Genomic DNA, 21,993 nt, shown 5'->3' on the forward strand with positions numbered 1-21,993 from the left:
ACGTCATGAATCGTTCCTTCGCACGCATCCTGCTCGCCGCGCTGCCGTTCGCCGCCCTCACGGGCTGCGCGATCGTGCCGCCGACGCCGAAGCCGATGTACACCGCCACGCTGCCGCCCGAACAGACGGCCGCACCGCAGGCGACCGGCTCGATCTACGCCGACCAGACGTCGCTGGAACTGTTCTCCGATCCGCGCGCGCATCGTGTGGGCGACATCCTGACCATCTCGCTGGTGGAAAGCACGCAGGCCAGCAAGAAAGCGACGACGGCCACCAGCAAGAAGAACGGCAACAACATCACCGCTCCCACGATCCTCGGCCATGGGCTGAAGATCGGTGGCAACACGGCGAATAGCACGCTGGAAAGCGACAACTCGTTCGCCGGCGATGGTTCTTCGAGCCAGAGCAACGCGCTGACCGGCCAGATCACGGTCACCGTGGCACAGCGTCTCTCCAACGGCGCGCTCATCGTGCGCGGTGAGAAGTGGCTCACGATCAACCAGGGTGAGGAGTTGGTGCGTATCTCCGGCATCGTTCGCGCCCAGGATATCGGCAACGACAATATCGTCCCGTCCAGCCGCGTAGCTGACGCCCGTATCGAATACGTCGGCAAGGGCACGCTGGCCGATTCGAATACGCGCGGCTGGCTGTCGCGCTTCTTCGACTCGAAGTGGATGCCGTTCTGATGAAGACCTTCGCACTCCGCGTTCGCAGCGTCGTCCGCACGGCCGTGGCTGTGCTGGCCCTCGGCGCCATCGTTCCGGCGCAGGCCGATCGCATCCGCGACCTGGTCCAGGTTGGCGGCGTGCGCACCAATCAGTTGATCGGATACGGCCTTGTCGTCGGCCTCGACGGCAGCGGTGACCAGACCAGCCAGGCTCCCTTTACCACCCAGAGCCTGGAGAACATGCTCCAGCAGTTCGGCGTGACCGTGCCGGCGAACGTGCGTCCGCAGCTGAAGAATGCCGCGGCCGTGACGATCACGGCTGAGCTGCCGCCGTTTGCCAAGCCGGGTCAGCGCATCGACGTTACCGTCGCGTCGATCGGCAATGCGAAGAGCATTCGCGGCGGCGAACTCCTCATGTCGCCGCTGAAGGGTGCCGATGGCAACATTTACGCCATCGCACAGGGTAGCGTCATCGTGGGCGGCGTGAGTGCGCAGGGCAAGAGTGGCTCCAGCGTGCAGGTCAACATTTCCGCCAGCGGCCGCATTCCGGGCGGCGCCAGCATCGAGCGCAGCGTGGCGTCCTCCTTCGACAAGGGCGGTGACCTCATGCTCAATCTCAACACCGCCGACTTCACCACCGCCGCCCGTATCGCGGAGGCGGTGAATCGCAGCTTTGGCTCGGGCACGGCCAACGCCATGGATTCTGGTTCGGTCGCCGTACGTGCGCCGTTGGATCCGTCGCAGCGCGTCTCGTGGCTCTCGACCATCCAGGCACTGGAAGTCACTCCGGGTGATGCGCCGGCGCGAATCATCGTGAACTCGCGTACCGGTACGGTCGTGATCGGTTCCGATGTCAAGGTTGGCGCGGCCGCCGTGGCTCACGGTTCCATCCAGGTCACGATCAGCGAGCAACCGCAGGTCAGCCAGCCGAATGCGTTCTCGCGTGGCCAGACGGCCGTCGTGCCGAGCAGCCAGGTGGCCGTGAGCGAAGACGGCGGCCACATGTTCAAGTTTGGTCCGGGCACCAGCCTCGACGCTATCGTGCGGGCGGTGAACCAGGTTGGCGCATCGCCGAGCGATCTCATCTCGATCCTGCAGGCGTTGAAGGAATCCGGCGCCCTGCACGCGGAACTGGTGGTCATCTGACATGGCAAGCACGGTCGACGCACAGAAGCTTGGCAATTACTCGGACATGTCCGGGTTTGCCGGCCTGCGCGCGGCCGCACAGCAGAACTCCAAGGCAGCGCTGCCGACGGTTGCCAAGCAGTTCGAATCCATCTTCACGCAGATGATGCTGAAGTCCATGCGCGACGCCAGTTCCGCGCTGGGCGACGACATGATGGGCTCGCAGGCCGCCAACTCGTATCGCGACATGTTCGATCACCAGTTGTCGGTGACACTGTCGCAAGGCAAGGGCATCGGTATCGCCGACATGCTGATGCGGCAGCTCGGTGGGACACCGTCAACCAAGTCCGACTCGGCCGACAACGGGCTATTCACCGGTGTGACCGGTGATGCCACGACGGCCGATGCCGTCTCGTCCAAGTCGGACCAGGACAGCGGTCTCATGGACTCGCTCGAACGCCTGCTCGGTAAGGCGGGGCAGGCAGTTGGCGACGGTGCGAACGCGGTGGCCAGCGCCGTGGGCAAGATGTCCATTACCAGTCCCGAAGATTTCGTACAGAAGCTCGCGCCCCACGCGATCGAGGCGGCGAAGAAGCTCGGTGTCTCGGTGCGCGCTCTGCTCGCCCAGGCGGCCCTCGAGACGGGCTGGGGTAAGCACATGCCGGCGCAAGGCACCACGGCGAGCAACAACATGTTCGGCATCAAGGCTGGCAGCAGCTGGGACGGCAAGCGGGTCAACGTCCCCACCCTCGAGTACGAAAACGGTGTCGCCGTGCGCAAGAAGGATAGCTTCCGCGCCTACGACTCCCCCTCGGACTCGTTCAAGGATTACGCAAACATGGTCGCCAGCAGCCCGCGCTTCGCGAGTGCTGTCGGCCGTGGCGACGATATTGCCGGCTTCGCGCATGCGCTGACCAATGGTGGCTATGCCACCGACCCCAGCTACGCGCAGAAGCTCACCGATATCGCCAATGGGCCAGTGATGAAGCAGGCGCTCGCAGCGCTCAAGCAAGTCGCAGGCGATCTGTAAGCACGGGCCCACGACGAGTTAAACGAAGGAATAGACGATGGCCGATCTGCTCTCCACCGGTGTATCCGGACTGCTTGCCTCGCAAGTGGGCCTGGCCACCGTTGGTCACAACATCAGCAACGTCAATACCGCGGGCTATACGCGGCAGACGACGACATTCAATGCACGGGCGCCTCAGTACAGCGGCGGGTATTACGTCGGCCAGGGTGCCGACGCGATCAGTGTGCAGCGTGCGTACAGCCAGTTCCTGACCCAGTCGGTGTGGTCGGCGAACTCCGGGCAGAGCCGCGCGTCGCAGTATGCCAACCTCACTGCCTCGGTAAACAATGCCGTGAGTGGCTCGGCAAACCTGCAGACGGCACTCGACGGATTCTTCGGTTCCGTGAGCGACGTGGCCAATGCGCCGATCGACACGGCCAGCCGCCAGGCCATGATCGGCAAGGCGAACACGCTGGTCGCGACGTTCAAGTCGCTGTCTTCGCAGTTCCAGCAACTCGACCAGCAGACCAACCAGCAGATCAGCGCCGCCGTGGACAGCATCAATTCGCTGGCCAAGAGCATTGCTGATCTGAATAGTCAGATCGGGAAGGGTTATGCCGGCGGTGCGGTACCGAACGACCTGCTGGACGCACGTGACCAGGCGGTGGCCCAGCTGTCGCAGATCGTCGGTGTGAACGTCACCCAGAACACCGATCACATGTATACGGTCTCGGTGGGCAACGGCCAGCCGCTGGTCAGCGGCACCAACGCCACCACGTTGAGCACGGCGAACAACCAGTACGACGCGTCACGGCTCGAAGTCGTCGGCCCCGGCGGCTCGGTGATCAGCAACCAGCTGGGTTCGGGTTCGCTCGGCGCGACCTTCGATTTCCGCACCAACGTATTGGACCCGGCGCGCAACCAGCTCGGCCGCGCGGCCATCGCGATGACGGACGCCTTCAACAAGCAGAGCGCGCAGGGCATCGATCTGAACGGTGCCGCCGGCGGCGATTTCTTCAGCATTTCCGACCCTGCCGTGTTCAACAGCACGACGAACAAGGGCACCGGCTCGGTGACAGCCACGGTCGGCGACGTCTCGAAGCTCGATGCTTCCGACTACATCATGCGGTACGACGGCACCAACTGGTCGGCGACCACGACGGCCGGTGTCACTGTTCCCATGACGGGCACGGGCACGGCGGCGGATCCCTTCGTGGTCGGCGGCCTGAAGGTCACCGTTGGCGCAGGTGCCGCCGCAGGCGACAGCTTCCAGATCCAGCCGACGCGCAACGCGGCCTCGACGATGGCCGTGGCCGTCAGCGATACCAACAAAATCGCCGCATCCGGCCCGCTGGCTGCCACCAAGGGCGCGGGAAACACCGGAAAGGGCGTACTCGGCAACCTCACGGTCACGGATGTCACGAATCCAGCGTTCAACACCCCAGCCACGATTACGTTCACCTCGCCGACGACCTATTCCATCAATGGCGGCGCCCCGCAGACTTACGCGGACGGCGACACCATCACCGGACCGGGCTGGACGCTAAAGCTGACGGGCGCGCCTGCCGCTAACGACACGTTCTCGGTAAAACCGGCGGGTTCGGCAAGCGGCGATAACGGCAACGCACTCGCCATGGCCAACGTTGCCACCAAGGGTGTGCTCGACAACGGCGTGACGACGGTGGGTAAGGCCTATAGCCAGTTGATCGCCCAGGTGGGCACGGCCGGTTCACAGGCGAACACCGCGCTGACGGCGCAGCAAAGCATTCTCGACCAGGCGACGGCGTCACAGCAGAGCCTGTCCGGCGTGAACATGGACGAAGAAGCGGCCAATCTCCTGCGTTTCCAACAGTCGTACGCGGCTGCAGCGCAGGTGATCAACACCGCCAACACGATCTTCAACTCCCTTCTAACCGCAGTGCAGGGCTGATTATGCGTATTTCGACATCCTGGAGCGCGCAGCAATCCGTCAACACGATGCTGGATCGCCAGTACGACCTGTCGCAGACCCAGCTCGCACTCGGCAACGGCAAGGCTATCCAGACGCCTGCGGACAATCCTGCGGCGGCGGCCCGCGCGGTCGACGTCAGTTCGGCCAGTGCGCAGAACGACCAGTACACGCGCAATATCCAGTCGGCGAATACCAAGCTGTCGGCCGAGGAGAGCACCATTTCGTCAGCGGGCGATATCCTCGACCGCATCCGCACGCTCACCCTGGAAGGCATGAACGGCACGCAAACCGACGAGTCGCGACAGTCCATCGCCACCGAGCTACGCCAGACGCTCGGCCAGCTTGTGGCCCTGGGCAACACGAAGGACGGGCAGGGCGAGTACCTCTTCGCCGGTAGCCGTACTTCCACCCAGCCGTTTACCCAGTCCGATCTCAGCGTCAGCTATGGCGGCGACCAGAACCAGCGCATGGTGGCGGCTGCGGCGGGCCTGCAGGTCGCCACGGGCGACAGCGGTTCCGATGTCTTCATGTCGATCCGTGGCGGCAACGGTACCTTCGTGACATCGGCCGGCGCGACCAATACCGGTACCGCCGTGGTTGGCGCAACGTCGGTGACAGATGCATCGCAGTGGGATGGGGGTAGCTACACGGTGAACTTCACCTCGCCCACGACCTATGAAATACACGACGCGACGAACCCCACCGGTCCGGCGCTTTCGACAGGCACGTATTCGGGCGACAGCGGCACGATCAATTTCAAGGGTGCCCAGCTCAATGTCACCGGCACGCCTTCCACGGGTGACTCGTTCGCTGTCGGGCCGTCCTCGTCACAGGATGTGTTCTCGACGGTGGCCGGCATCATCAATGCCTTCGAAACCCCGGGCGGTGGTGCGGGCATGAACAATCAGCTCAACGCGCAGCTGCAGAACCTCGACCAGGCACAGACGAGTTTCACCGACACGCGCACCAAGATCGGTGCCCGCATGAACATCCTCGATCAGCAGACGCAGATCAGCGCGGATACGTCGCTGCAATACGCCAGCACGCTGTCGGATCTGACGGAACTCGACGTCGCCAGCGCCGCGAGCAAGTTCTCGCAGCAACAGGCCGCCCTCGATGCGGCGCAGCAGTCGTACGTCAAGATGCAGAATCTGTCGTTGTTCAACTATCTGAAGTAACGACCGCGACATGTGGAAAGGAGGGCGGCCGATGGCCGCCTTTTTTCTTGGCCGCTCGTTGCCTGCCCGCTCCGCTCTTTGTAGGAGCCGATTCATCGGCGAGCTCTTCCTTCGGTGGGGGACTGAGGCCAGCAACCTCAAGGTCGCGGCTGCGCCGCGGGTTTATTTGCCATTCGCCGATGAGTCGGCTCCCACCGAGCCCGCTTTGTTGGAGGGACTGAGGCTGGCAACCTCGTGGTTGAGCTGGCTTGAAAATAAGCCTAAACCCCGGGCGTCATGTGCCGATAAGGAACCCGACAGAGCCTGGGGCGCAGTTTCTTCCGGACCCTGATCAAGAAAGTTGTTGACAGGCAGAAAAAGCTCTCAAGTTTCTTCCCGGCGTGCCGTAAACCTCTCTGAGGCGGAAGGCTTCCATTACGGAACCCCGCCGGACTACGCCGCACAACCTCCGGCATTTCGGTTCCGCTTACAAAGGATTATTCCCATGGCTCTGACCATCAACACCAACATCATGTCGCTGAACGCTCAGCGTAACCTGGGCGCTTCGCAGACGAAGCTCGCCTCGGCTATCGAGCGTCTGTCGTCGGGTAACCGCATCAACAGCGCGAAGGACGACGCCGCCGGCCTCGCCATTTCGACCCGCATGACCACGCAGATCAACGGCCTCAACCGCGCCGTCCAGAACGCCAACGACGGCATCTCGCTCTCGCAGACGACCGAATCGGCTCTCGACGAAGTCACGAACAACTTGCAGCGCATCCGCGAGCTGGCCGTTCAGTCGACCAACGCTTCCAACTCGGACAGCGACCGCTCGGCACTCGACGCCGAAGTCCAGCAGCGTCTGTCGGAAGTCACCCGTATCGCCACGCAGACCAACTTCAACGGCATGAAGGTCCTGGACGGCTCCGCCCAGAACCTCAGCTTCCAGGTCGGCGCGAACGTCGGTGAAGTCATCAACGTCAACCTCAACAGCGGCATGAAGGCCAACCAGGTCGGCCAGCTGGCTACCGGTTCGCTTGCCGCTGCTTCCTTCCCGAAGGGCCTGACCCTCGCCACCGGCGACCTGACGATCAAGCTCGGCGCCGCCGCCGCTGTGAACGTTGCCGCCGGCACCTACGGCAGCGTTTCCGATCTGGCTACCGCCATCAACAAGGCAGCTGGCTCGAGCGTTGCCTCGGTGGACGGTACGACCGGCGAGCTGAAGGTCACGGCCGACGCAACCAACTCCATCACCTTTGGCGGCACCGCTCAAGGAACGCTTGGCCTCCCGGCCACGGCCATCGCTGTCTCCACGTCGGGTGCTTCCACCGCCGCTGTCGCAAAGACCGCCACCAGCATCGACCTCGTCGCTGGCGACGCGTCCTTCACGGTGGGTGGCAACTCCTTCGACCTGACCGGCTCGTTCAAGTCCATGCAGGATGTGGCTGACGCGATCAACTCGAAGTCGGGCAAGGGCATCAATGCCTACGTGTCGACCGACGGCTCGCTCAAGTTCTCCTCGGCTTCCGAGATCTCCGTCACGACGAGTGGCTCGGCTGCTGCGACCGCCCTCGGCATCACGGCGCAGGACGACAAGGTCAGCACGACCCAGACCCTCGCCGACGCCACCGTCAAGACGGTCGACGGCGCGAACGACACGATCAACCGCATCGATGCCGCCCTGCAGTCGGTCTCCGACCTGCGCTCCACCCTCGGCGCGGTGCAGAACCGCTTCGATTCGACCATCTCCAACCTGCAGAACATCTCGCAGAACCTGACCTCGTCGAAGTCGGCCATCACCGACGCCGACTTCGCCCAGGAAACGGCGAACATGTCCTCGGCTCAGATCCTGCAGCAGGCCGGCGTCTCGGTCCTCGCCCAGGCCAACCAGAGCCAGCAGATCGTCACCAAGCTGCTCCAGTAACAAGCTTGGCAGGGTAATTGCTTAGTTGTCTGCGGCTGGTCCTCGCAAGGGGGCCAGCCGTCGACAAATTGGCGCCCAGGGCAGTGAGGCGTCCCCCAGGAGAGCTTCATGGCCACTACACCCGTCACACTCGGCTCCAGCTCCATCGACGTCGCGTCCATCGTCAGCAACCTCGTTGCTAACAAGCGCGCAGCGACGGACAAGGCGCTGGCCGCACAGGCCACCGACAACACCACCCAGGTTTCCGCGATCGGCAACTTCACGTCATCACTGACGAGCTTGCAGGCCGCGATCAAGGCGCTTACCGACGGTTCCGCGTTCACCACGCAGAAGACCTCGGTCGGCGACTCCACCATCATCGGCGCGAGCGCCGACGCTACGGCCCAGCCGAACGACTACAACATCGTCGTCAGCCAGCTGGCCACCGTGCAGAAGACGACATCCGCAGGCTTTACCGACGCGACCTCCGCCGCCGGTACGGGAAGCCTGTCGATCTCCATCGGCGGCAAGTCGATGAATCTGAATGTCACGTCCGGCGCGAATTCGCTGCAGAACATTCGCGATGCGATCAACAAGTCCTCGGACAATCCCGGCGTCACGGCCAGCATCGTTACCGGTACGGACGGCGCACATCTCGTCCTGACCTCCACCGCGACCGGTGCGGCGAATGCCTTTACCGTTTCCACCAGCGGTGGCGATGGCAACCTGTCGAAGCTGGATTTCGATCCGACGACGGATACGGCGACGACCAAGGCGCAGGACGCGCAGTTCACGATCGACGGTACGCCCGCCACCAGCACGACCAATTCGGTCACGGGCGCTATCGACGGTGTGACCCTCAGCCTGTCGAAGGTCGGCTCCAGCTCGCTGACCATCGCCAACGATCCGTCGGCGGTTTCCGGAGCGCTGCAGAGTCTGGTCACCTCGTACAACGCCTTCGTTTCCACCTATCAGTCGCTGACCAAGTACGACTCGACCACCAACGAGGTTGGTGCGCTCATCGGCGACGCCACGGTGACCTCGCTCAAAAGCCAGGTGACCAGCCTGATCGGATCCCAACTGGCGAGCAATGCGCCGGGTCCGACCTCGCTCAGCAACCTCGGCGTGTCGTTCCAGGTGGACGGTACGCTCGCTTTCGACCCGACCAAGCTGACGGCGGCGCTCGCGTCCGATCCCAAGGCCACGCAGAACCTGCTCAGTGGTGCGAACGGCATCGCGCCGAAGCTCGACGCCATGATCACCAGCTGGACCTCGTCCAGCGGCATCCTGACCGAGCGCACGGCCAATCTGAACCAGAAAGCCAAGGACATTGCGCAGCAGCAGAGTGACTATGACGTCACCATGCAGGACTACACGACGCGCCTGACCACGCAGTACACCGCGCTCGACACCATGATGACCAAGCTGAGCAGCACGAGCAGCTTCCTCCAGCAGCAGTTCGACGCGCTGTCCACGTCGAAGAACTGACCGGAAACCCCAGGACACACTTATGGCACTCGGATATTCCCAAGGCGCTGGCGCCTATCAGCAGGTCCGTACCGGCGGCGGCGTCGAAACCGCCGATCCGCACGGCCTCGTGACCATGCTCATGGACGGTGCACTCGAGCGCATTCGTTTTGCACGCGGTTGCACCGTCAACGGCAATGTTGCTGGCAAGGGCGAGGCGATCTCCAAAGCCATCGAAATCGTCGGTGCCCTGCAGGGCGGCCTGAACCACAACGTCGAAACACCCCTGGTCGACCAGCTGGACAGCCTCTACGACTACATGAGTCGCCGCCTGCTTCATGCCAACGTGCATAGCGACATCACCGCTCTGGACGAAGTCAGCACCCTGCTTGGCCAGATCCGCGACAGCTGGGTAGCCATTCCGGTCGAAGCGCGCCAGGTGGCTGGGGCCGGCGCGTGAACGACACCGTCTGGTGCGATCTCGACCGCGTACTTAGCCTCACCGAGTCGATGCACGCGGCAGCGAGCGAAGGGCAGTGGGACGAGCTGGCCACCCTGGAAGCCGAGCGTGAGCCGGTCATCCGCAGCGGCAGCATGCGCGACACCCCCGAATCCATCGAATCGCTCAAGGCGATCATGCTGACCGACGGTCTGATCAAGGACCTGGTGTCCGCCGCCCGCGACGAGGCGGCTGCAGCGTGGGATGCCTCCCGACGCGTGCGCCGGGCCGTCGCCGCGTATAGTTCGTTCTGACCGACATTCCTCTGGCAGGGGGCGCCAAGCATGAGTGACGAAGGCTGGCTGGCATTTTCCGAACGCGTCGCGTGGGACGGGCGCTTCCACGCGACCTGCGAGGCAGGCCCGCGGCCCGAGGCCGCGGCGCTGGCCCTGATCAATGACCGGAATGCCAGTGTCCTCGTCGCGGTGTCTGCCTTGATGGACCGGCGCAGCGAGGCCAGCGAAGACGACAGCCCGCTGACCCAGGAAGTGGCCCGTCTCGACGCCAAGCTCAACGTACTGATGGAAATCGTCAACCGGTTGCTCCTGCCACAAACCGGTTTGCCGTCGCGCATCGCCCTTCGCTTCAACGCGTCCGGGGCTGTCCTGCCCTGGGATGGCCTGCCGCCCGTCGGCCAGCCTGTGCTGCTGAAGATCCACTTCGACGCCTGCCGGGCGCTGCCGCTGGAGTTGCCGGGCGTCCGCCTCGCGGGGCCCACGGATGGCAAGGGCTTCCTCGGCTTCGAGGGGCTTACCGAGCCCGTCCGTGACGGCATCGAGCGGCTGGTTTTTCGCCAGCACCGGCGTCAGGTGGCTGAGGCCCGGGCGCATTCCCGCCCGCAAGAACCCTCGGAAGGGTGAGGTGACATTTTGCGTCACGTGACGTCTGAACGTCGCGTGGCACCCTGCGTCACATTCGTGACGCGTGTCGTCAGCCTTGACGCAGTGCGGCCTCTTCACATGCCCTTGACCTGCCGAAAAGGTTTTCTTCACGGCGGCTGACGCCGCGACATAGCGTGAGTTCTTGCCGCGTCGCGCCGGATTTCCGACGTTGGCACGCTCCTTGATTGATACCTTGCAACGAAGCCGACGGGATTCCACCGCGAATCCTGCTCCGGCCCTTCGATCACACGCAACGTGAGGTATTTCAGGTGAAGTCTTCCAACTTTCTCGTCATCGAATCCGACGCTACCCGCGCAGAGAACATCGTCTCGGCGCTCGCCTTCCTCGGCTACCGTCCGGTGCTGGCGAACCGCATGTCGACATTCGACCCGAACGAGAGCTGGCGCGGTGCCTTCGTCGGTACCGTGGAAGACGAGAGCGAACTGGAAGGTTACCTGGCCAGCCTCGGCCGCCATGCGCGCAACCTGCCGCTGCTGGTGGCCGCCGACTCGCCGATGGCCACACCCCTGATTGCCGGCGATGACGCCCGTAGCCAGAACATCGAGCTGATCGACGTGCCGCTGCGTTACGAGCGCCTCTCCGAAGCCCTCCGCGCCCTGCATTCGCGTGTCGAGCCGACCCCGTCCAGCCGTCGTCTCGTCGGCCAGTCCGGTCCGATGCAGCGCGTCAACGCGCTGATCCGCCAGGTCGCACCCTTCGATTCCAGCGTCCTGGTGCTCGGCGAGTCCGGCAGCGGCAAAGAGCTGGTCGCCCGCACCATTCACGACTGCTCGCCGCGCCGCGACAAGCCCTTCGTCGCGATCAACTGCGGCGCCATTCCCGCCGAACTGCTCGAGAGCGAACTGTTCGGTCACGAAAAGGGTGCCTTCACCGGCGCCATCAGCACCCGCAAGGGTCGTTTCGAGATGGCCGAGGGCGGCACGCTGTTCCTCGACGAAATCGGCGACATGAGCCTGCCCATGCAGGTGAAGCTGCTTCGCGTGCTGCAGGAGCGCGTGTTCGAGCGCGTTGGTGGCAACCGTGCCCAGCGCTGCGACGTCCGCATCATCGCGGCCACCCATCGTGACCTGGAAACCGCGATCGAGCGTGGCGGCTTCCGCGAAGACCTCTTCTACCGCCTGAGCGTGTTTCCGCTCGAGATGCCTTCACTGAGCCAGCGCCTGGAAGACCTCCCGGCCCTGATCTCCGAGTTCAACCAGCGCCTGGTGCAGCGTGGCCTGTCATCCGTCCGTTTCTCGCCGAGCGCCATGAATGCGCTGTGCCAGCACCCCTGGCCGGGCAATGTGCGTGAGCTGTCGAACCTGGTCGAGCGCATGGCTATCCTCATGCCGCACGGCGATGTACGCGCCGCGGACCTGCCGGAAAAGTACCGCGGCGCACAGCCGATGGAAGAAGTCACCGGCGCCGCGCTGATCGCCATGATGGAAGCCGAGCCGGAACCGGTCACCGAGACGTTCGGTTTCGGCGAAAGCGATCCGGCGGTGCTCCCGCTGGGTGGGCTCGACCTCAAGGATCACCTCGCCGGCATCGAGATCGGCCTGATCCGCCAGGCATTGAATTCGGCTAATGGCGTGGTCGCCCATGCGGCCAAGCTGCTTCGCGTGCAGCGCACGACGCTCGTCGAAAAGCTGCGTAAGTACGGTTTGTCCGAGACCGCGCAGGTGGGCTGATCGCCCGCTGCGTGCATCGCGTTCGGTTGGCATAGCTCGTGCATCGAGTGTCAGTAAGCCGATAACGCGTTGGAAAACCGTCATGACCACCATCGATGTCAACAGCCTCCTGCTCCAGATGCGCCGCATCACCGCGCAGAGCGAGATGCCCGCCATTCGTGGCGTGGACGAGGCGGCAGGCGCCGGAAAGAGCTCGTTCGGTGACCTGCTCAAGCAGTCCATCGATGGCGTGTCCAAGAGTCAGGACAAAGCCGAGCAGATGGCGGCAGGGTTTGAACGCGGCGATCCGGGCATCGATCTGGCGCAGGTCATGATCCAGGGTCAAAAAGCCGACCTCTCGTTCCGCGCGATGAATGAAGTGCGCAACAAGATGGTCGATGCCTACAAAGAAATCATGAACATGTCGCTCTAAGCGGCATGCGCCTCCCGAAAGGACTGAAGTCGAACCATGGCAGATAACGGCGTAGCCACCACGGACAAGAACGACGGCAAGCGCATGGACTCGCTGAAGTCGCTGGCGCAGACGCCGGCGGCGCGGCAGATCTTCATGCTCGCCGGTATTGCCGGCGCGGTCGCCATCGGCATCGCCGCGGTGATGTGGTCACGTGCCCCGAACTACGGCCTGCTCTACGGCGGCCTGGAACAGAAAGATGCCGCCGCGGTGACCCAGGCCCTGCAGGCGGGCAACACGCCTTACACGCTCAGCACCGACGGCAGCTCCATCTTCGTGCCTGCCGCCGACGTGGCGGGTGTACGCCTCAAGCTCGCCGGCCAGGGTCTGCCGCAGGGCAGTGGTGCCAGTGCCGTGCCGCAGGCGGATTCCCCGTTCGGCATGAGCGACATGGCCGAGCGCTCGCGCTACCAGTCCATGCTCGAGAGCGACCTCTCCAGCACCATCGCAGGCCTGCAGTCCATCCGCGCGGCACGCGTGCATCTCGCGCTGCCCAAGCCGTCCGCCTTCGTCCGCGACAACAAGCCGGCCAGCGCCTCGGTCGTCGTTTCGCTCTATCCGGGCCGTCAGCTCGACCAGGGTCAGGTGGCTGCGATCGTGCATCTGGTCGCCGCCAGCGTGCCGGATCTCGATACGCGTCAGGTGTCGGTGATCGATCAGGGCGGCAACCTGCTGACCGTGAGCGATCCGGACAGCGCCTCGGCCATCGGCGACAGCCGCCTGCGCCTGTCCAACCGGATCGAAGCAACCTACACGCAACGCGTCGAAGACCTGCTGACCCCGCTTGTCGGCGCTGGCAAGGTACGGGCACAGGTCTTCGCCGACCTCGACTTCTCGCAGACCGAGAAGGCCAGCGAAACGTTCAACCACGACAATCCGGCATTGCGTAGCGAGCAGACGAACAGCGAAACGCGTACGGATGCCGCGAACAACGGTGGTGTCCCGGGCGCGCTCAGCAACCAGCCGCCTAATACCGGTGCCAATGCGACGGCGGCCAATCCCGCCGCTGGCGGCGCCGCTGGCGCCAAGCCGGGCCAGAATGCCGCCACGCAGACCGCGCAGACGCCGACACAGCAGACGCAGAGCGCCACCCGCAACTTCGAACTCGACCGCACGGTCAGTCATGTCACCGATCCCGCCGGCAAGGTCGCGCGTCTGTCGGTCGCCGTGGTGGTCGACAACAAACAGGTCCCGGACAAGGACGGCAAAAGCAAGAGCGTGCCGTTCACGACGGAAGAAATCGCCCGCCTGACCGAACTGACCAAGAACGCAGTCGGCTTCAGTGCCGCGCGCGGCGACAGTGTCAGTGTGATCAACGAAGCGTTCCATGGCGTCACCGCCGAGGACGAACCGCAGTCCACGCCGTTCTGGGAACGCCCGGGCATGCTCGACCTGATCAAGCAGGGCCTCGGCGTGATGATCGCCCTCGTGGTCGGCTTCTTCGTGCTGCGTCCCATCCTCAAGGGGCTGCTCAAGCCGGCACCGATGATGATGAACAACGTAGCGCTCGCCGGGCCGATGCCGACGGTGTCGGTCATGGTTGACGATGACGACATGACGCCGGACCGGGTAAGCACGTCACCGCAGTTGGGCTCGCCCGCGCTGCTGGCTTACGAACAGAAGGTCAGCCTGGCCAAGCGCATGGCCGCCGAGAATCCTAAACAGGTCGCGCAGGTCGTGAAGAGCTGGGTATCCGACGATGGCGCTTGAACCGAAAGACGCCCTGACGGGCGCGCAACGGGCCGCGATCCTCCTGCTCACCCTGGGTGAGGAAGATGCCGCTTCGATCCTCAAACACCTTGGCGCACGCGACGTGCAGGCCGTCGGCACGGCCATGGCCGCGTTGAAAAACGTGTCCAAGGAACAGGTCGAAACCGTCCTGACCAAATTGCAGGAAGATGTCGGCCAGCACACCTCGATCGGCGTCGGAACCGAGGAATACATCCGCCGGATCCTGGTCAACGCGCTGGGCGAGAACAAGGCGGGCGGCCTCATCGACCGCATTCTCCTTGGCCGCAGCAGCAAGGGCCTGGAATCGCTGAAGTGGATGGAGAGTCGCGCCATTGCCGAGATGATCGGCCAGGAGCATCCGCAGATCATCGCGCTGGTCATGGCTCATCTCGAAGCCGACCAGGCCGCCGAAGTGATCGGTTACCTGCCAGCGCGCACGCGCAGCGATGTGGTCATGCGCATCGCCACGCTGGATGGCGTGCAGCCGCATGCCCTGAACGAGCTCGATGAAATCATGGAGCGTCAGTTCTCGGGCAACTCCAACAAGCTCAAGTCGGCCAGTGTCGGCGGTCTCAAGGCGGCAGCAGACATCCTCAACGCGATGGAAACCTCGCGCGAAGCCGAACTGATGGCGTCCATTCGCGGTATCGATACGGGTCTTGGCGAGCGTATCGAAGAGCTCATGTTCGTCTTCGACGATCTTGCCGATCTTGATGATCGCAGCATGCAGACCTTGTTGCGCGAAGTGCCGTCGGCTCGTCTCATCACCGCCCTCAAGGGCGCGGAGACGGCCATCCGAGAGAAAATCTTCGCCAACATGTCCAAGCGCGCCGCCGACATGCTGCGCGACGACCTCGAGGTCAAGGGTCCCGTTCGCCTCTCCGAGGTGGATGCGGCACAGAAAGAAGTGCTGGCCACGGCGCGTCGTCTCGCTGACGCGGGCCAGATCAATCTCGCCGGTGGCGGGGAAGAATTCGTCTGATGAGTCTCACCTCGATCCTTGCCCGGGAACGCGTCGACCAGTTCGAGCGATGGGAGCTGCCGGTCGTGGGTGGCCCGGATCCGCATGTCGCCCGCCCGGAAGTCGAGGACGAAGGTCCGCATCGTCCGACCGTGGCCGAGATCGAAGCGATCGAGCGCCAGGCGCGCGAAGAAGGCTTCAATGCGGGCCTCAATGAGGGCCGCGCCATGGCCAAGCGAGAACTCGCCGAGCAGGTGGCGCGACTGGAGGCACTTTTTGCCGCCGTTGAACGCCCGTTTGCCGAACTCGATCACGAGGTCGCAGGTGACCTCGCGGTCCTCGCAACGGTGATCGCCGAGCGCGTCCTCGGTTATGAAATCACCACGCAGCCGGAAAAGATCCTCGACGTTGTCCGCCAGGCCGTCGATGCGCTGCCCGCTGCGACGCGTCACCTCAAGATTCACCTCCATCCCGCCGATGCGACGTTGGTTCGCGAACACCGGGTTGGTCTCGATCATGAAGGGTCGATCGTCGACGATGCCGCGCTGGAGCGTGGCGACGTGCGCCTGGAAAGCGAGCAGTCGCGACTCGACGCTCGGGTACGCACGCGCCTTGCCGCCGTGATCGACAGCGTGCTCGAAGGCCAGGTCGATCCGTCGTGACGGCTGAGAGCCACACCGCCGCCCGCATCGCGCATTGGCGCGAGTCCCTCGCCGCCCAGCGTGCAAACGCCGAGCGTGTGCGTCCGCTGCAGGCGGAAGGGAAGCTGCGGCGTGTCGTCGGGCTTACACTCGAAGCCGTCGGTTGCGAAGCGCCGGTCGGCGCCCGTTGCATGGTCGCCGGTGCCGACGGCAGGCAACTCGAAACCGAGGTGGTCGGCTTCTCCGACGGTCGTCTGTTGCTTATGCCAACGGGTGAAATGCATGGCGTGCTGCCCAACGCGCGCGTGACGCCGGTGGCTGCCATCTCCGGTGTGCCGGTGGGCAACTCGCTGCTGGGCCGCGTCATCGGTCCGGACGGCGCGCCGCTGGATGGCCTGGGCCCCTTGCTGGCGCGTGAGCGTGCGCCGCTGCGTCGCGATCCCATCAATCCGATGATGCGCCGGCCTATCGATACGCCACTCGATGTGGGCGTGCGGGCGATCAACGCCCTGCTCACCGTCGGCCGCGGTCAACGTATTGGTCTGTTCGCCGGCTCGGGCGTCGGTAAATCCACGCTGATGGGCATGATGACCCGCTTCACCGATGCGGACGTGGTCGTGGTCGGCCTTATCGGCGAGCGCGGTCGCGAAGTGAAGGAATTCGTCGATCACACACTCGGTGAGGAGGGTCGCCGCCGCGCGGTGGTCGTCGCCGCGCCAGCCGATGCGCCGCCACTCAGTCGCCTGCGTGGTGCGCAGGTCGCTACGGCGGTGGCGGAACATTTTCGTGACCAGGGCCTGCGTGTGCTCCTGCTGATGGATTCGCTCACCCGTTACGCCCAGGCGCAGCGTGAAATTGCGCTCGCTATTGGTGAGCCGCCGGCGACCAAGGGTTACCCGCCGTCGGTCTTCGCCATGCTGCCCGCGCTCGTCGAGCGAGCCGGCAACGACGCCGAGGGTCGTGGCTCCATTACGGCGTTCTACACGGTCCTCACCGAGGGTGACGACTATCGTCATGATCCGATCGCGGATGCGGCCCGCGCCATTCTTGATGGTCATATCGTGCTCTCTCGCGATCTGGCCGAGGCCGGCCACTACCCGGCGATCGACATTGAAGCGTCGATCAGCCGCGTCATGCCGGCCGTGGTCAGCAAGGACCACATGCGTTCCGCGCAGCGCTTCCGGCAGGTCTATTCGGCGTATCGGCAGCAGCGCGACCTGATTGCCGTGGGCGCCTACCAGAAGGGCAGTGATCCACGAACGGACGAAGCGATCGCGCTTTATCCGCGCCTGTCGGCCTTCCTCCAGCAGGAAACCGACGAGCCGGTGAACCTCGCCGATGCCGAATCCGGCCTCGCTGACACGACGAAGACCAACTGATGCCCTCCCGCGCCGACCGCCTGCAACCTGTCGTCGATCTGGCCGAAGAGAAGGCCGAGGACGCCGTACGCGTGCTTGCCACGCAGCAGCGTGCGTTGGCCGATGCCGAGCACCAACTTGTTGAGTTGCGCAAATACCGCAACGAGTACGCCGAGATGCCGGACGGCATCGGCATCACCGCGTTGCTCAACCGGCAGCAGTTCCTGCAGAAGATCGACATGGCCATCGTGCAGCAACTTGGCGAGGTGCAGCGTCGGGAGCAGGCACTGGAGCACGCGCGTCTGCTCTGGACCGACGCGCGTGGCCGCGCGAAGGCGCTGGACTCCGTCACGACGAAGTACCGCGAACAAGAACGCAAATCGGAAGATCGCCGCGAGCAATCGCAGGCCGACGAACGCTCGCAATACCGCCGAAATCCCCGGGGCGAGGCATGACGCTTTCCAGCGTCGGCAGCCTCCCGAACGATCACATCGAGTACTCCGCATGAACAACGCCACGATCGCCCTCAACGTTGCACGCCCGGTCACTCCCGCCCCGTCGCCCACGACGGGCGCGGCCGCCGCGTCCCCGGTAACCGGCAAGACGAACGACGACACGGCCTCGAACAAGCGCTTCGACGCGGCGATGGACGCGGCGCATGCCGATGCGCGCAAGACCAGGGACCAGCCGTCGGACAAGAGCACGACGACCTCCACGACGGCATCGTCGGCCAAAGACACGAGCACGGACAAGACGGCCTCGGCCCAGTCGGCCGACAAGAAGCCGGACGACGACACGACGAAGAAAGATGATTCGACAGACAGCGATACCTCCTTGGCGACGAGCGTGCTCGCGCTGATTGGCGTGCCGCCCAAGGTCACCGATATCGCCACGAAGGCCCTGGGCACGGCCACGGCGGCAGCCGGCAAGCTCGGCGACGCGCTCGGTGCGCTCACCGGCCTGGGAGGCACTCCCGGCACCGCCGCGGTGGCGACCGGTGCCACCGTCGGCGCGAAGGGCGCCGTCACCGGCGACCCGATCACCGACGCGATGGCGGCGGCGCCGTCGCCCGTCGCGACCGTCACCGCATCGCCCTTCGCGAGCCTGCTGGCTGCCCAGGGCAGCGACCTTGCGTCGACCAAGGACGATGTGTCGGCGACCGATCCCACGAGCGTGAGCCCGATGCCGCTCATGCACGCTCCCGCCATGAATGGCGTGGCGGCCCCTGCCATGCAGGTGCAGGCGACGCAGGCGGCGACATCGCCGCAGTTCAGCCAGGAACTGGGTGAGCAGATTGCGTGGATGGGTTCGGGCGACATCAAGTCGGCACGCATCAAGCTCCACCCTGAAGAACTCGGCAGCATGGACGTGCACGTGACCATGGATGGCGGCAAAGTCAACGTGGCCATCCTCGCTCAACATCCCGCTGCGGTGCATGCCGTGCAGCAGACGTTGTCGCAACTGGACACGATGCTCGCGCATCACGGGTTGTCACTTGGTGAGGCCAATGTCGGTCAGCGCGATCCGGGTCAGAACCCCGCCCAGGGCGAATCGCCGGACGGGCAGGGTGGTGCTACGGACGAAGGCGCGGCAGCGACGGGCGTGGTCGGGACCTCGCGCGTCTCGCGCAGCCTGGTCGATGAGGTGGCGTAACACGCGTCGGTGACGTGATTTCGGCGGGCGTCAAAATTTTCGCCTCACTCGCCGGCGCCTAAGGGCAGCGAGAACCGCGTCACAGCGCCATATCTCCATCCGGGCCACGGGTGACGCAGATGGCACGTCGCTTGCAACAATACCCGCAAGCCCGACGGGCACGACCGCTTACGTATTCGCATTCCAGAGGTTTCACGCATGGCCGCAGCACCTAAAGATCCCGCCGAAGGCGCTCCCAAGAAAAAGGGTAAGGGCGGGGTCATTCTCGTCGCCGCGCTGGTGGTGCTTGCCGCCGGTGGCGCAGGTGGTTTCTTCATGATGAAGGGCGGCCATGGCAAAGCGGGCGCGGCTGATGCGACGGAGATCGCCAAGTCAAAACCCGCCGTTTATCTGCAGCTGGACCCGGCCTTCGTGGTTAATTTCCAGGACGAGACCGCCCTGCGTTTCCTGCAGGTCGGTGTGAACGTCATGTCGCACGATCCCGAAGCCATCGCTGCCGCCAAGGAAGCCGACCCCGAGATCCGTAACGCGTTGCTGATGCTCTTCTCCGCACAGGACGTGAAATCGCTGTCCGACGTGAAGGGTAAGCTGAAGCTACAGGCCGCCGCGCTGGCCGAAATCCAGCGCGTGCTCAAGGAGAAGATCGGCCGTCCCGGCGTGGACGCGGTCTACTTCACCAGCTTCATCATGCAGTGACGGGACGCTTCGGCCATGAGTGACATCCTTACCCAGGAAGAAATCGACGCCCTCCTGGCCGGCGTGGAAGGCGGTGCGGTCGAAACCGAGATCGAGCTTCCGCCGCCCGGTGGCATCCTGGACTACGACTTTACCCAGCAGGACCGTATCGTACGTGGCCGCCTGCCGACCCTGGAAATGGTCAACGACCGTTTCGCCCGTTACTTCCGCGCCAACCTGTTCAACGTGTTGCGCAAGTCCTGCGAAGTCTCGGTGCTTGGCGTGAAGATGACCAAGTTCAACGAGTACGTGCACTCGCTGGCCGTGCCGAGCAACCTCAACCTGATCCGGATCAAACCGTTGCGCGGTACCGCGCTGATGGTCTTCGAGCCGCGCCTGGTCTTCACCGTCATCGACAATTTCTTTGGCGGCGATGGCCGCTATCACGCGCGTATCGAAGGTCGCGATTTCACGCCGACCGAGAACCGCGTGATCCAGATCGTGCTGCAGGAGGCCTTTACGGCCATGGCCGAGGCCTGGGCACCCGTGCTCAAGATGCAGTTCGAGTTCCTCAATTCCGAGATCAACCCGCAGTTCGCCAACATCGTCAGCCCCACGGAGACCGTGGTGGTATCGCGCTTCCATATCGAGCTCGACGGCGGTGGCGGCGAAGTGCACCTGACGCTGCCGTATTCGATGGTCGAGCCGATCCGTGAGTTGCTCGACGCCGGCGTGCAGAGCGACCGTGCGGAGCGCGACGAGCGCTGGATCCAGAACCTGCACGAAGAAATCCTCGACGCCGAAGTGGAGGTCACCTCCATGCTGGCCGAGGCGCGGCTGACCATCGGCGACTTCCTCCATCTGCGCAAGGGCGATGTGATTCCGATCACCCTGCCCGAGTGCGCCACGGTCTTCGCCGAGGACGTGCCGATCTTCCGCGGTCGCATGGCCAACTCCAACGGCAACAAAGCGATCCAGTTCGATTCGCTGATGCGCAAGCGGGGCGAGGGTAAGGCCATGCCGGTGACGACGACGGCGCCGATGCCTGAGTTGACTGAGTCGGCCTGAGGCAAGAGCGATGGGTGCTTGCCAGCGCACCCCAAGCCTGACGTCAACTGACCGTCACCGCACGCAACTGCCGTCACGCGTCAGCTTTCCGTCTAGTGTCGGTTTCCGGTCAGCGCGGGTCATCCGCGGCGACCCGCCAAACACCTGAAAAAACACAAAAAATTCACCGTTCCCTCGCTGCCGAAGCCATGGCACGCCGTTTGCTTCTATGGGTACATACCCAAGCAGCGCGATCACCGGAACGGACATGAACGAACCCACCACGCTCGAAGAGATCGAAGGCGCCAACGAAGCCAGCCTGCACAAGTCCATGGGCCTGGGCGCCGAGGTCAACCTCGACGTCATCCTGGACGTGCCGGTCACGATGGCGATGGAAGTCGGCCGTACCAAGATCAGCATCCGGAATCTGCTCCAGCTCAACCAGGGCTCGGTGGTCGAGCTCGACCGTGCCGCCGGCGAACCGCTGGATGTGTTCGTCAACGGCACGCTGGTCGCCCATGGCGAAGTGGTCGTCATCAACGAGAAATTCGGTATCCGGCTGACCGACGTGATCAGTCCGGCCGAGCGCGTCCGCAAGCTGCGGTGATTGCCATGCGCCGTACCGTCGCCGCCCTCGCCGGTGGCTTCCTTTCCTGCGCTCTGATGGCGGCCCCGGTGGCTGCTCCGGTCGTCGCTCCGGCGGCGGTGGATTCGGGTGCGGAACTGATTCGCGTGTTGATCAGCCTGCTCGGCGTCATCGCGCTCATTTTCTTCGTGGGCTGGCTCAGCCGCCGCGCCCAGGTGCGCGTGCGTCCGGGCGGTCGGAAGATCCGCGTCATCGAATCGATGCCGGTCGGCATCAAGGAAAAAGTCATGTTGCTCGAAGTCGGCGGCACGCAGATCCTGGTTGGCGCCTCGCCCACCGGTGGCCTGCGTACGCTGCACGTGCTGACCACGCCGGTCGCGGACGACGCTACACCGGCGGCTGCCGCGCCGACGATTCGTGGCTTCCGTGATGTGCTCAACCAGTGGAAGCGCCCGTGATCGCGGCGGCTATCGCGGGCAAAGCCCGCTCCCACAAAGAGCCGTCCCCCAAAGTACGTTGCTGGTCGTTGCTTGTTTTCGT

Annotated in this window: 22 protein-coding genes; all 22 read left to right on the forward strand. The window is 64.4% G+C overall.

The features are described 5' to 3' along the window. Positions 1 to 5: 5 nt before the first annotated feature. The 22 genes from flgH (at position 6) to fliO (ending at position 21,911) form a co-directional block, all read left to right on the forward strand. Positions 6 to 686, forward strand: coding sequence for a flagellar basal body L-ring protein FlgH (flgH, locus tag HB634_RS11940; protein ID WP_159893539.1), 681 nt, complete (start codon positions 6 to 8; stop codon positions 684 to 686). After that, positions 686 to 1,813 carry a flagellar basal body P-ring protein FlgI gene (locus tag HB634_RS11945; protein ID WP_213948718.1) on the forward strand — a complete coding sequence of 376 codons (1,128 nt, stop codon included), beginning with the start codon at positions 686 to 688 and terminating at the stop codon, positions 1,811 to 1,813. The genes flgH and HB634_RS11945 overlap by 1 nt, the downstream gene beginning before the upstream one ends. Before the next feature lies 1 nt (position 1,814). Continuing rightward, a complete protein-coding gene (gene flgJ / locus HB634_RS11950; protein WP_213948719.1) occupies positions 1,815 to 2,822 on the forward strand; it encodes a flagellar assembly peptidoglycan hydrolase FlgJ in 1,008 nt (335 codons plus the stop codon). Between the two features lie 37 nt (positions 2,823 to 2,859). Further along, the gene (gene flgK / locus HB634_RS11955; RefSeq protein WP_213948720.1) at positions 2,860 to 4,731 is read left to right on the forward strand and encodes a flagellar hook-associated protein FlgK; all 1,872 of its coding nucleotides are present in this window, start codon (positions 2,860 to 2,862) and stop codon (positions 4,729 to 4,731) included. A 2-nt stretch (positions 4,732 to 4,733) separates the two neighbouring features. Continuing rightward, positions 4,734 to 5,930, forward strand: a complete 1,197-nt coding sequence (flgL, locus tag HB634_RS11960) for a flagellar hook-associated protein FlgL (RefSeq protein ID WP_213948721.1) — start codon at positions 4,734 to 4,736, stop codon at positions 5,928 to 5,930. Positions 5,931 to 6,414: 484 nt separating this feature from the next. Then, on the forward strand, positions 6,415 to 7,833 hold the full coding sequence (locus HB634_RS11965; protein ID WP_213948722.1) for a flagellin: 1,419 nt from the start codon (positions 6,415 to 6,417) through the stop codon (positions 7,831 to 7,833). Positions 7,834 to 7,941: 108 nt separating this feature from the next. After that, positions 7,942 to 9,300 (forward strand): flagellar filament capping protein FliD, encoded by a 1,359-nt coding sequence (gene fliD / locus HB634_RS11970; protein ID WP_213948723.1) that lies wholly within the window; start codon positions 7,942 to 7,944, stop codon positions 9,298 to 9,300. Positions 9,301 to 9,322: 22 nt separating this feature from the next. Continuing rightward, the gene (gene fliS, locus HB634_RS11975) at positions 9,323 to 9,739 is read left to right on the forward strand and encodes a flagellar export chaperone FliS (RefSeq protein WP_213948724.1); all 417 of its coding nucleotides are present in this window, start codon (positions 9,323 to 9,325) and stop codon (positions 9,737 to 9,739) included. Continuing rightward, the gene (locus tag HB634_RS11980; RefSeq protein ID WP_082879000.1) at positions 9,736 to 10,032 is read left to right on the forward strand and encodes a flagellar protein FliT; all 297 of its coding nucleotides are present in this window, start codon (positions 9,736 to 9,738) and stop codon (positions 10,030 to 10,032) included. The genes fliS and HB634_RS11980 overlap by 4 nt, the downstream gene beginning before the upstream one ends. Positions 10,033 to 10,062: 30 nt before the next feature. Then, entirely contained in the window at positions 10,063 to 10,638 is a 576-nt protein-coding gene (locus tag HB634_RS11985) for a PilZ domain-containing protein (RefSeq protein WP_063571534.1), read from the forward strand. A gap of 290 nt (positions 10,639 to 10,928) precedes the next feature. Continuing rightward, the gene (locus tag HB634_RS11990; RefSeq protein WP_213948725.1) at positions 10,929 to 12,350 is read left to right on the forward strand and encodes a sigma 54-interacting transcriptional regulator; all 1,422 of its coding nucleotides are present in this window, start codon (positions 10,929 to 10,931) and stop codon (positions 12,348 to 12,350) included. An 82-nt stretch (positions 12,351 to 12,432) separates the two neighbouring features. Next, positions 12,433 to 12,762 carry a flagellar hook-basal body complex protein FliE gene (gene fliE, locus HB634_RS11995; protein WP_063571536.1) on the forward strand — a complete coding sequence of 110 codons (330 nt, stop codon included), beginning with the start codon at positions 12,433 to 12,435 and terminating at the stop codon, positions 12,760 to 12,762. Between the two features lie 36 nt (positions 12,763 to 12,798). Then, positions 12,799 to 14,511 (forward strand): flagellar basal-body MS-ring/collar protein FliF, encoded by a 1,713-nt coding sequence (gene fliF, locus HB634_RS12000; protein WP_213948726.1) that lies wholly within the window; start codon positions 12,799 to 12,801, stop codon positions 14,509 to 14,511. Beyond that, positions 14,501 to 15,514: a flagellar motor switch protein FliG gene (fliG, locus tag HB634_RS12005; RefSeq protein ID WP_046966184.1), complete on the forward strand. Its 1,014-nt coding sequence runs from the start codon at positions 14,501 to 14,503 to the stop codon at positions 15,512 to 15,514. The genes fliF and fliG overlap by 11 nt, the downstream gene beginning before the upstream one ends. Beyond that, positions 15,514 to 16,155: a FliH/SctL family protein gene (locus HB634_RS12010; protein WP_213948727.1), complete on the forward strand. Its 642-nt coding sequence runs from the start codon at positions 15,514 to 15,516 to the stop codon at positions 16,153 to 16,155. The genes fliG and HB634_RS12010 overlap by 1 nt, the downstream gene beginning before the upstream one ends. Next, positions 16,152 to 17,513, forward strand: coding sequence for a flagellar protein export ATPase FliI (gene fliI, locus HB634_RS12015; RefSeq protein ID WP_213948728.1), 1,362 nt, complete (start codon positions 16,152 to 16,154; stop codon positions 17,511 to 17,513). Before HB634_RS12010 ends, fliI begins: the two co-directional genes overlap by 4 nt. Further along, positions 17,513 to 17,947 carry a flagellar export protein FliJ gene (fliJ, locus tag HB634_RS12020; RefSeq protein ID WP_063572298.1) on the forward strand — a complete coding sequence of 145 codons (435 nt, stop codon included), beginning with the start codon at positions 17,513 to 17,515 and terminating at the stop codon, positions 17,945 to 17,947. Before fliI ends, fliJ begins: the two co-directional genes overlap by 1 nt. Positions 17,948 to 17,996: 49 nt before the next feature. Then, positions 17,997 to 19,145 (forward strand): flagellar hook-length control protein FliK, encoded by a 1,149-nt coding sequence (locus HB634_RS12025; RefSeq protein WP_213948729.1) that lies wholly within the window; start codon positions 17,997 to 17,999, stop codon positions 19,143 to 19,145. Positions 19,146 to 19,343: 198 nt separating this feature from the next. After that, positions 19,344 to 19,841 carry a flagellar basal body-associated FliL family protein gene (locus HB634_RS12030; protein WP_063572300.1) on the forward strand — a complete coding sequence of 166 codons (498 nt, stop codon included), beginning with the start codon at positions 19,344 to 19,346 and terminating at the stop codon, positions 19,839 to 19,841. A gap of 15 nt (positions 19,842 to 19,856) precedes the next feature. Further along, entirely contained in the window at positions 19,857 to 20,888 is a 1,032-nt protein-coding gene (gene fliM, locus HB634_RS12035) for a flagellar motor switch protein FliM (protein ID WP_082879106.1), read from the forward strand. A 310-nt stretch (positions 20,889 to 21,198) separates the two neighbouring features. Further along, the gene (fliN, locus tag HB634_RS12040; RefSeq protein ID WP_197478325.1) at positions 21,199 to 21,474 is read left to right on the forward strand and encodes a flagellar motor switch protein FliN; all 276 of its coding nucleotides are present in this window, start codon (positions 21,199 to 21,201) and stop codon (positions 21,472 to 21,474) included. Positions 21,475 to 21,479: 5 nt separating this feature from the next. After that, positions 21,480 to 21,911, forward strand: a complete 432-nt coding sequence (gene fliO / locus HB634_RS12045) for a flagellar biosynthetic protein FliO (RefSeq protein ID WP_255548522.1) — start codon at positions 21,480 to 21,482, stop codon at positions 21,909 to 21,911. Positions 21,912 to 21,993: the final 82 nt, after the last annotated feature.

This window comes from Luteibacter sp. dw_328, from assembly GCF_018449605.1.
Lineage (GTDB): Bacteria > Pseudomonadota > Gammaproteobacteria > Xanthomonadales > Rhodanobacteraceae > Luteibacter.

Coding starts and splice junctions, on each gene's coding strand:
- flgH (WP_159893539.1), top strand. CDS start 6: ATGAATCGTTCCTTCGCACGCATCCTGCTCGCCGCGCTGCCGTTCGCC.
- HB634_RS11945 (WP_213948718.1), top strand. CDS start 686: ATGAAGACCTTCGCACTCCGCGTTCGCAGCGTCGTCCGCACGGCCGTG.
- flgJ (WP_213948719.1), top strand. CDS start 1,815: ATGGCAAGCACGGTCGACGCACAGAAGCTTGGCAATTACTCGGACATG.
- flgK (WP_213948720.1), top strand. CDS start 2,860: ATGGCCGATCTGCTCTCCACCGGTGTATCCGGACTGCTTGCCTCGCAA.
- flgL (WP_213948721.1), top strand. CDS start 4,734: ATGCGTATTTCGACATCCTGGAGCGCGCAGCAATCCGTCAACACGATG.
- HB634_RS11965 (WP_213948722.1), top strand. CDS start 6,415: ATGGCTCTGACCATCAACACCAACATCATGTCGCTGAACGCTCAGCGT.
- fliD (WP_213948723.1), top strand. CDS start 7,942: ATGGCCACTACACCCGTCACACTCGGCTCCAGCTCCATCGACGTCGCG.
- fliS (WP_213948724.1), top strand. CDS start 9,323: ATGGCACTCGGATATTCCCAAGGCGCTGGCGCCTATCAGCAGGTCCGT.
- HB634_RS11985 (WP_063571534.1), top strand. CDS start 10,063: ATGAGTGACGAAGGCTGGCTGGCATTTTCCGAACGCGTCGCGTGGGAC.
- fliE (WP_063571536.1), top strand. CDS start 12,433: ATGACCACCATCGATGTCAACAGCCTCCTGCTCCAGATGCGCCGCATC.
- fliF (WP_213948726.1), top strand. CDS start 12,799: ATGGCAGATAACGGCGTAGCCACCACGGACAAGAACGACGGCAAGCGC.
- fliG (WP_046966184.1), top strand. CDS start 14,501: ATGGCGCTTGAACCGAAAGACGCCCTGACGGGCGCGCAACGGGCCGCG.
- HB634_RS12010 (WP_213948727.1), top strand. CDS start 15,514: ATGAGTCTCACCTCGATCCTTGCCCGGGAACGCGTCGACCAGTTCGAG.
- fliJ (WP_063572298.1), top strand. CDS start 17,513: ATGCCCTCCCGCGCCGACCGCCTGCAACCTGTCGTCGATCTGGCCGAA.
- HB634_RS12025 (WP_213948729.1), top strand. CDS start 17,997: ATGAACAACGCCACGATCGCCCTCAACGTTGCACGCCCGGTCACTCCC.
- HB634_RS12030 (WP_063572300.1), top strand. CDS start 19,344: ATGGCCGCAGCACCTAAAGATCCCGCCGAAGGCGCTCCCAAGAAAAAG.
- fliM (WP_082879106.1), top strand. CDS start 19,857: ATGAGTGACATCCTTACCCAGGAAGAAATCGACGCCCTCCTGGCCGGC.
- fliN (WP_197478325.1), top strand. CDS start 21,199: ATGGGCCTGGGCGCCGAGGTCAACCTCGACGTCATCCTGGACGTGCCG.
- fliO (WP_255548522.1), top strand. CDS start 21,480: ATGCGCCGTACCGTCGCCGCCCTCGCCGGTGGCTTCCTTTCCTGCGCT.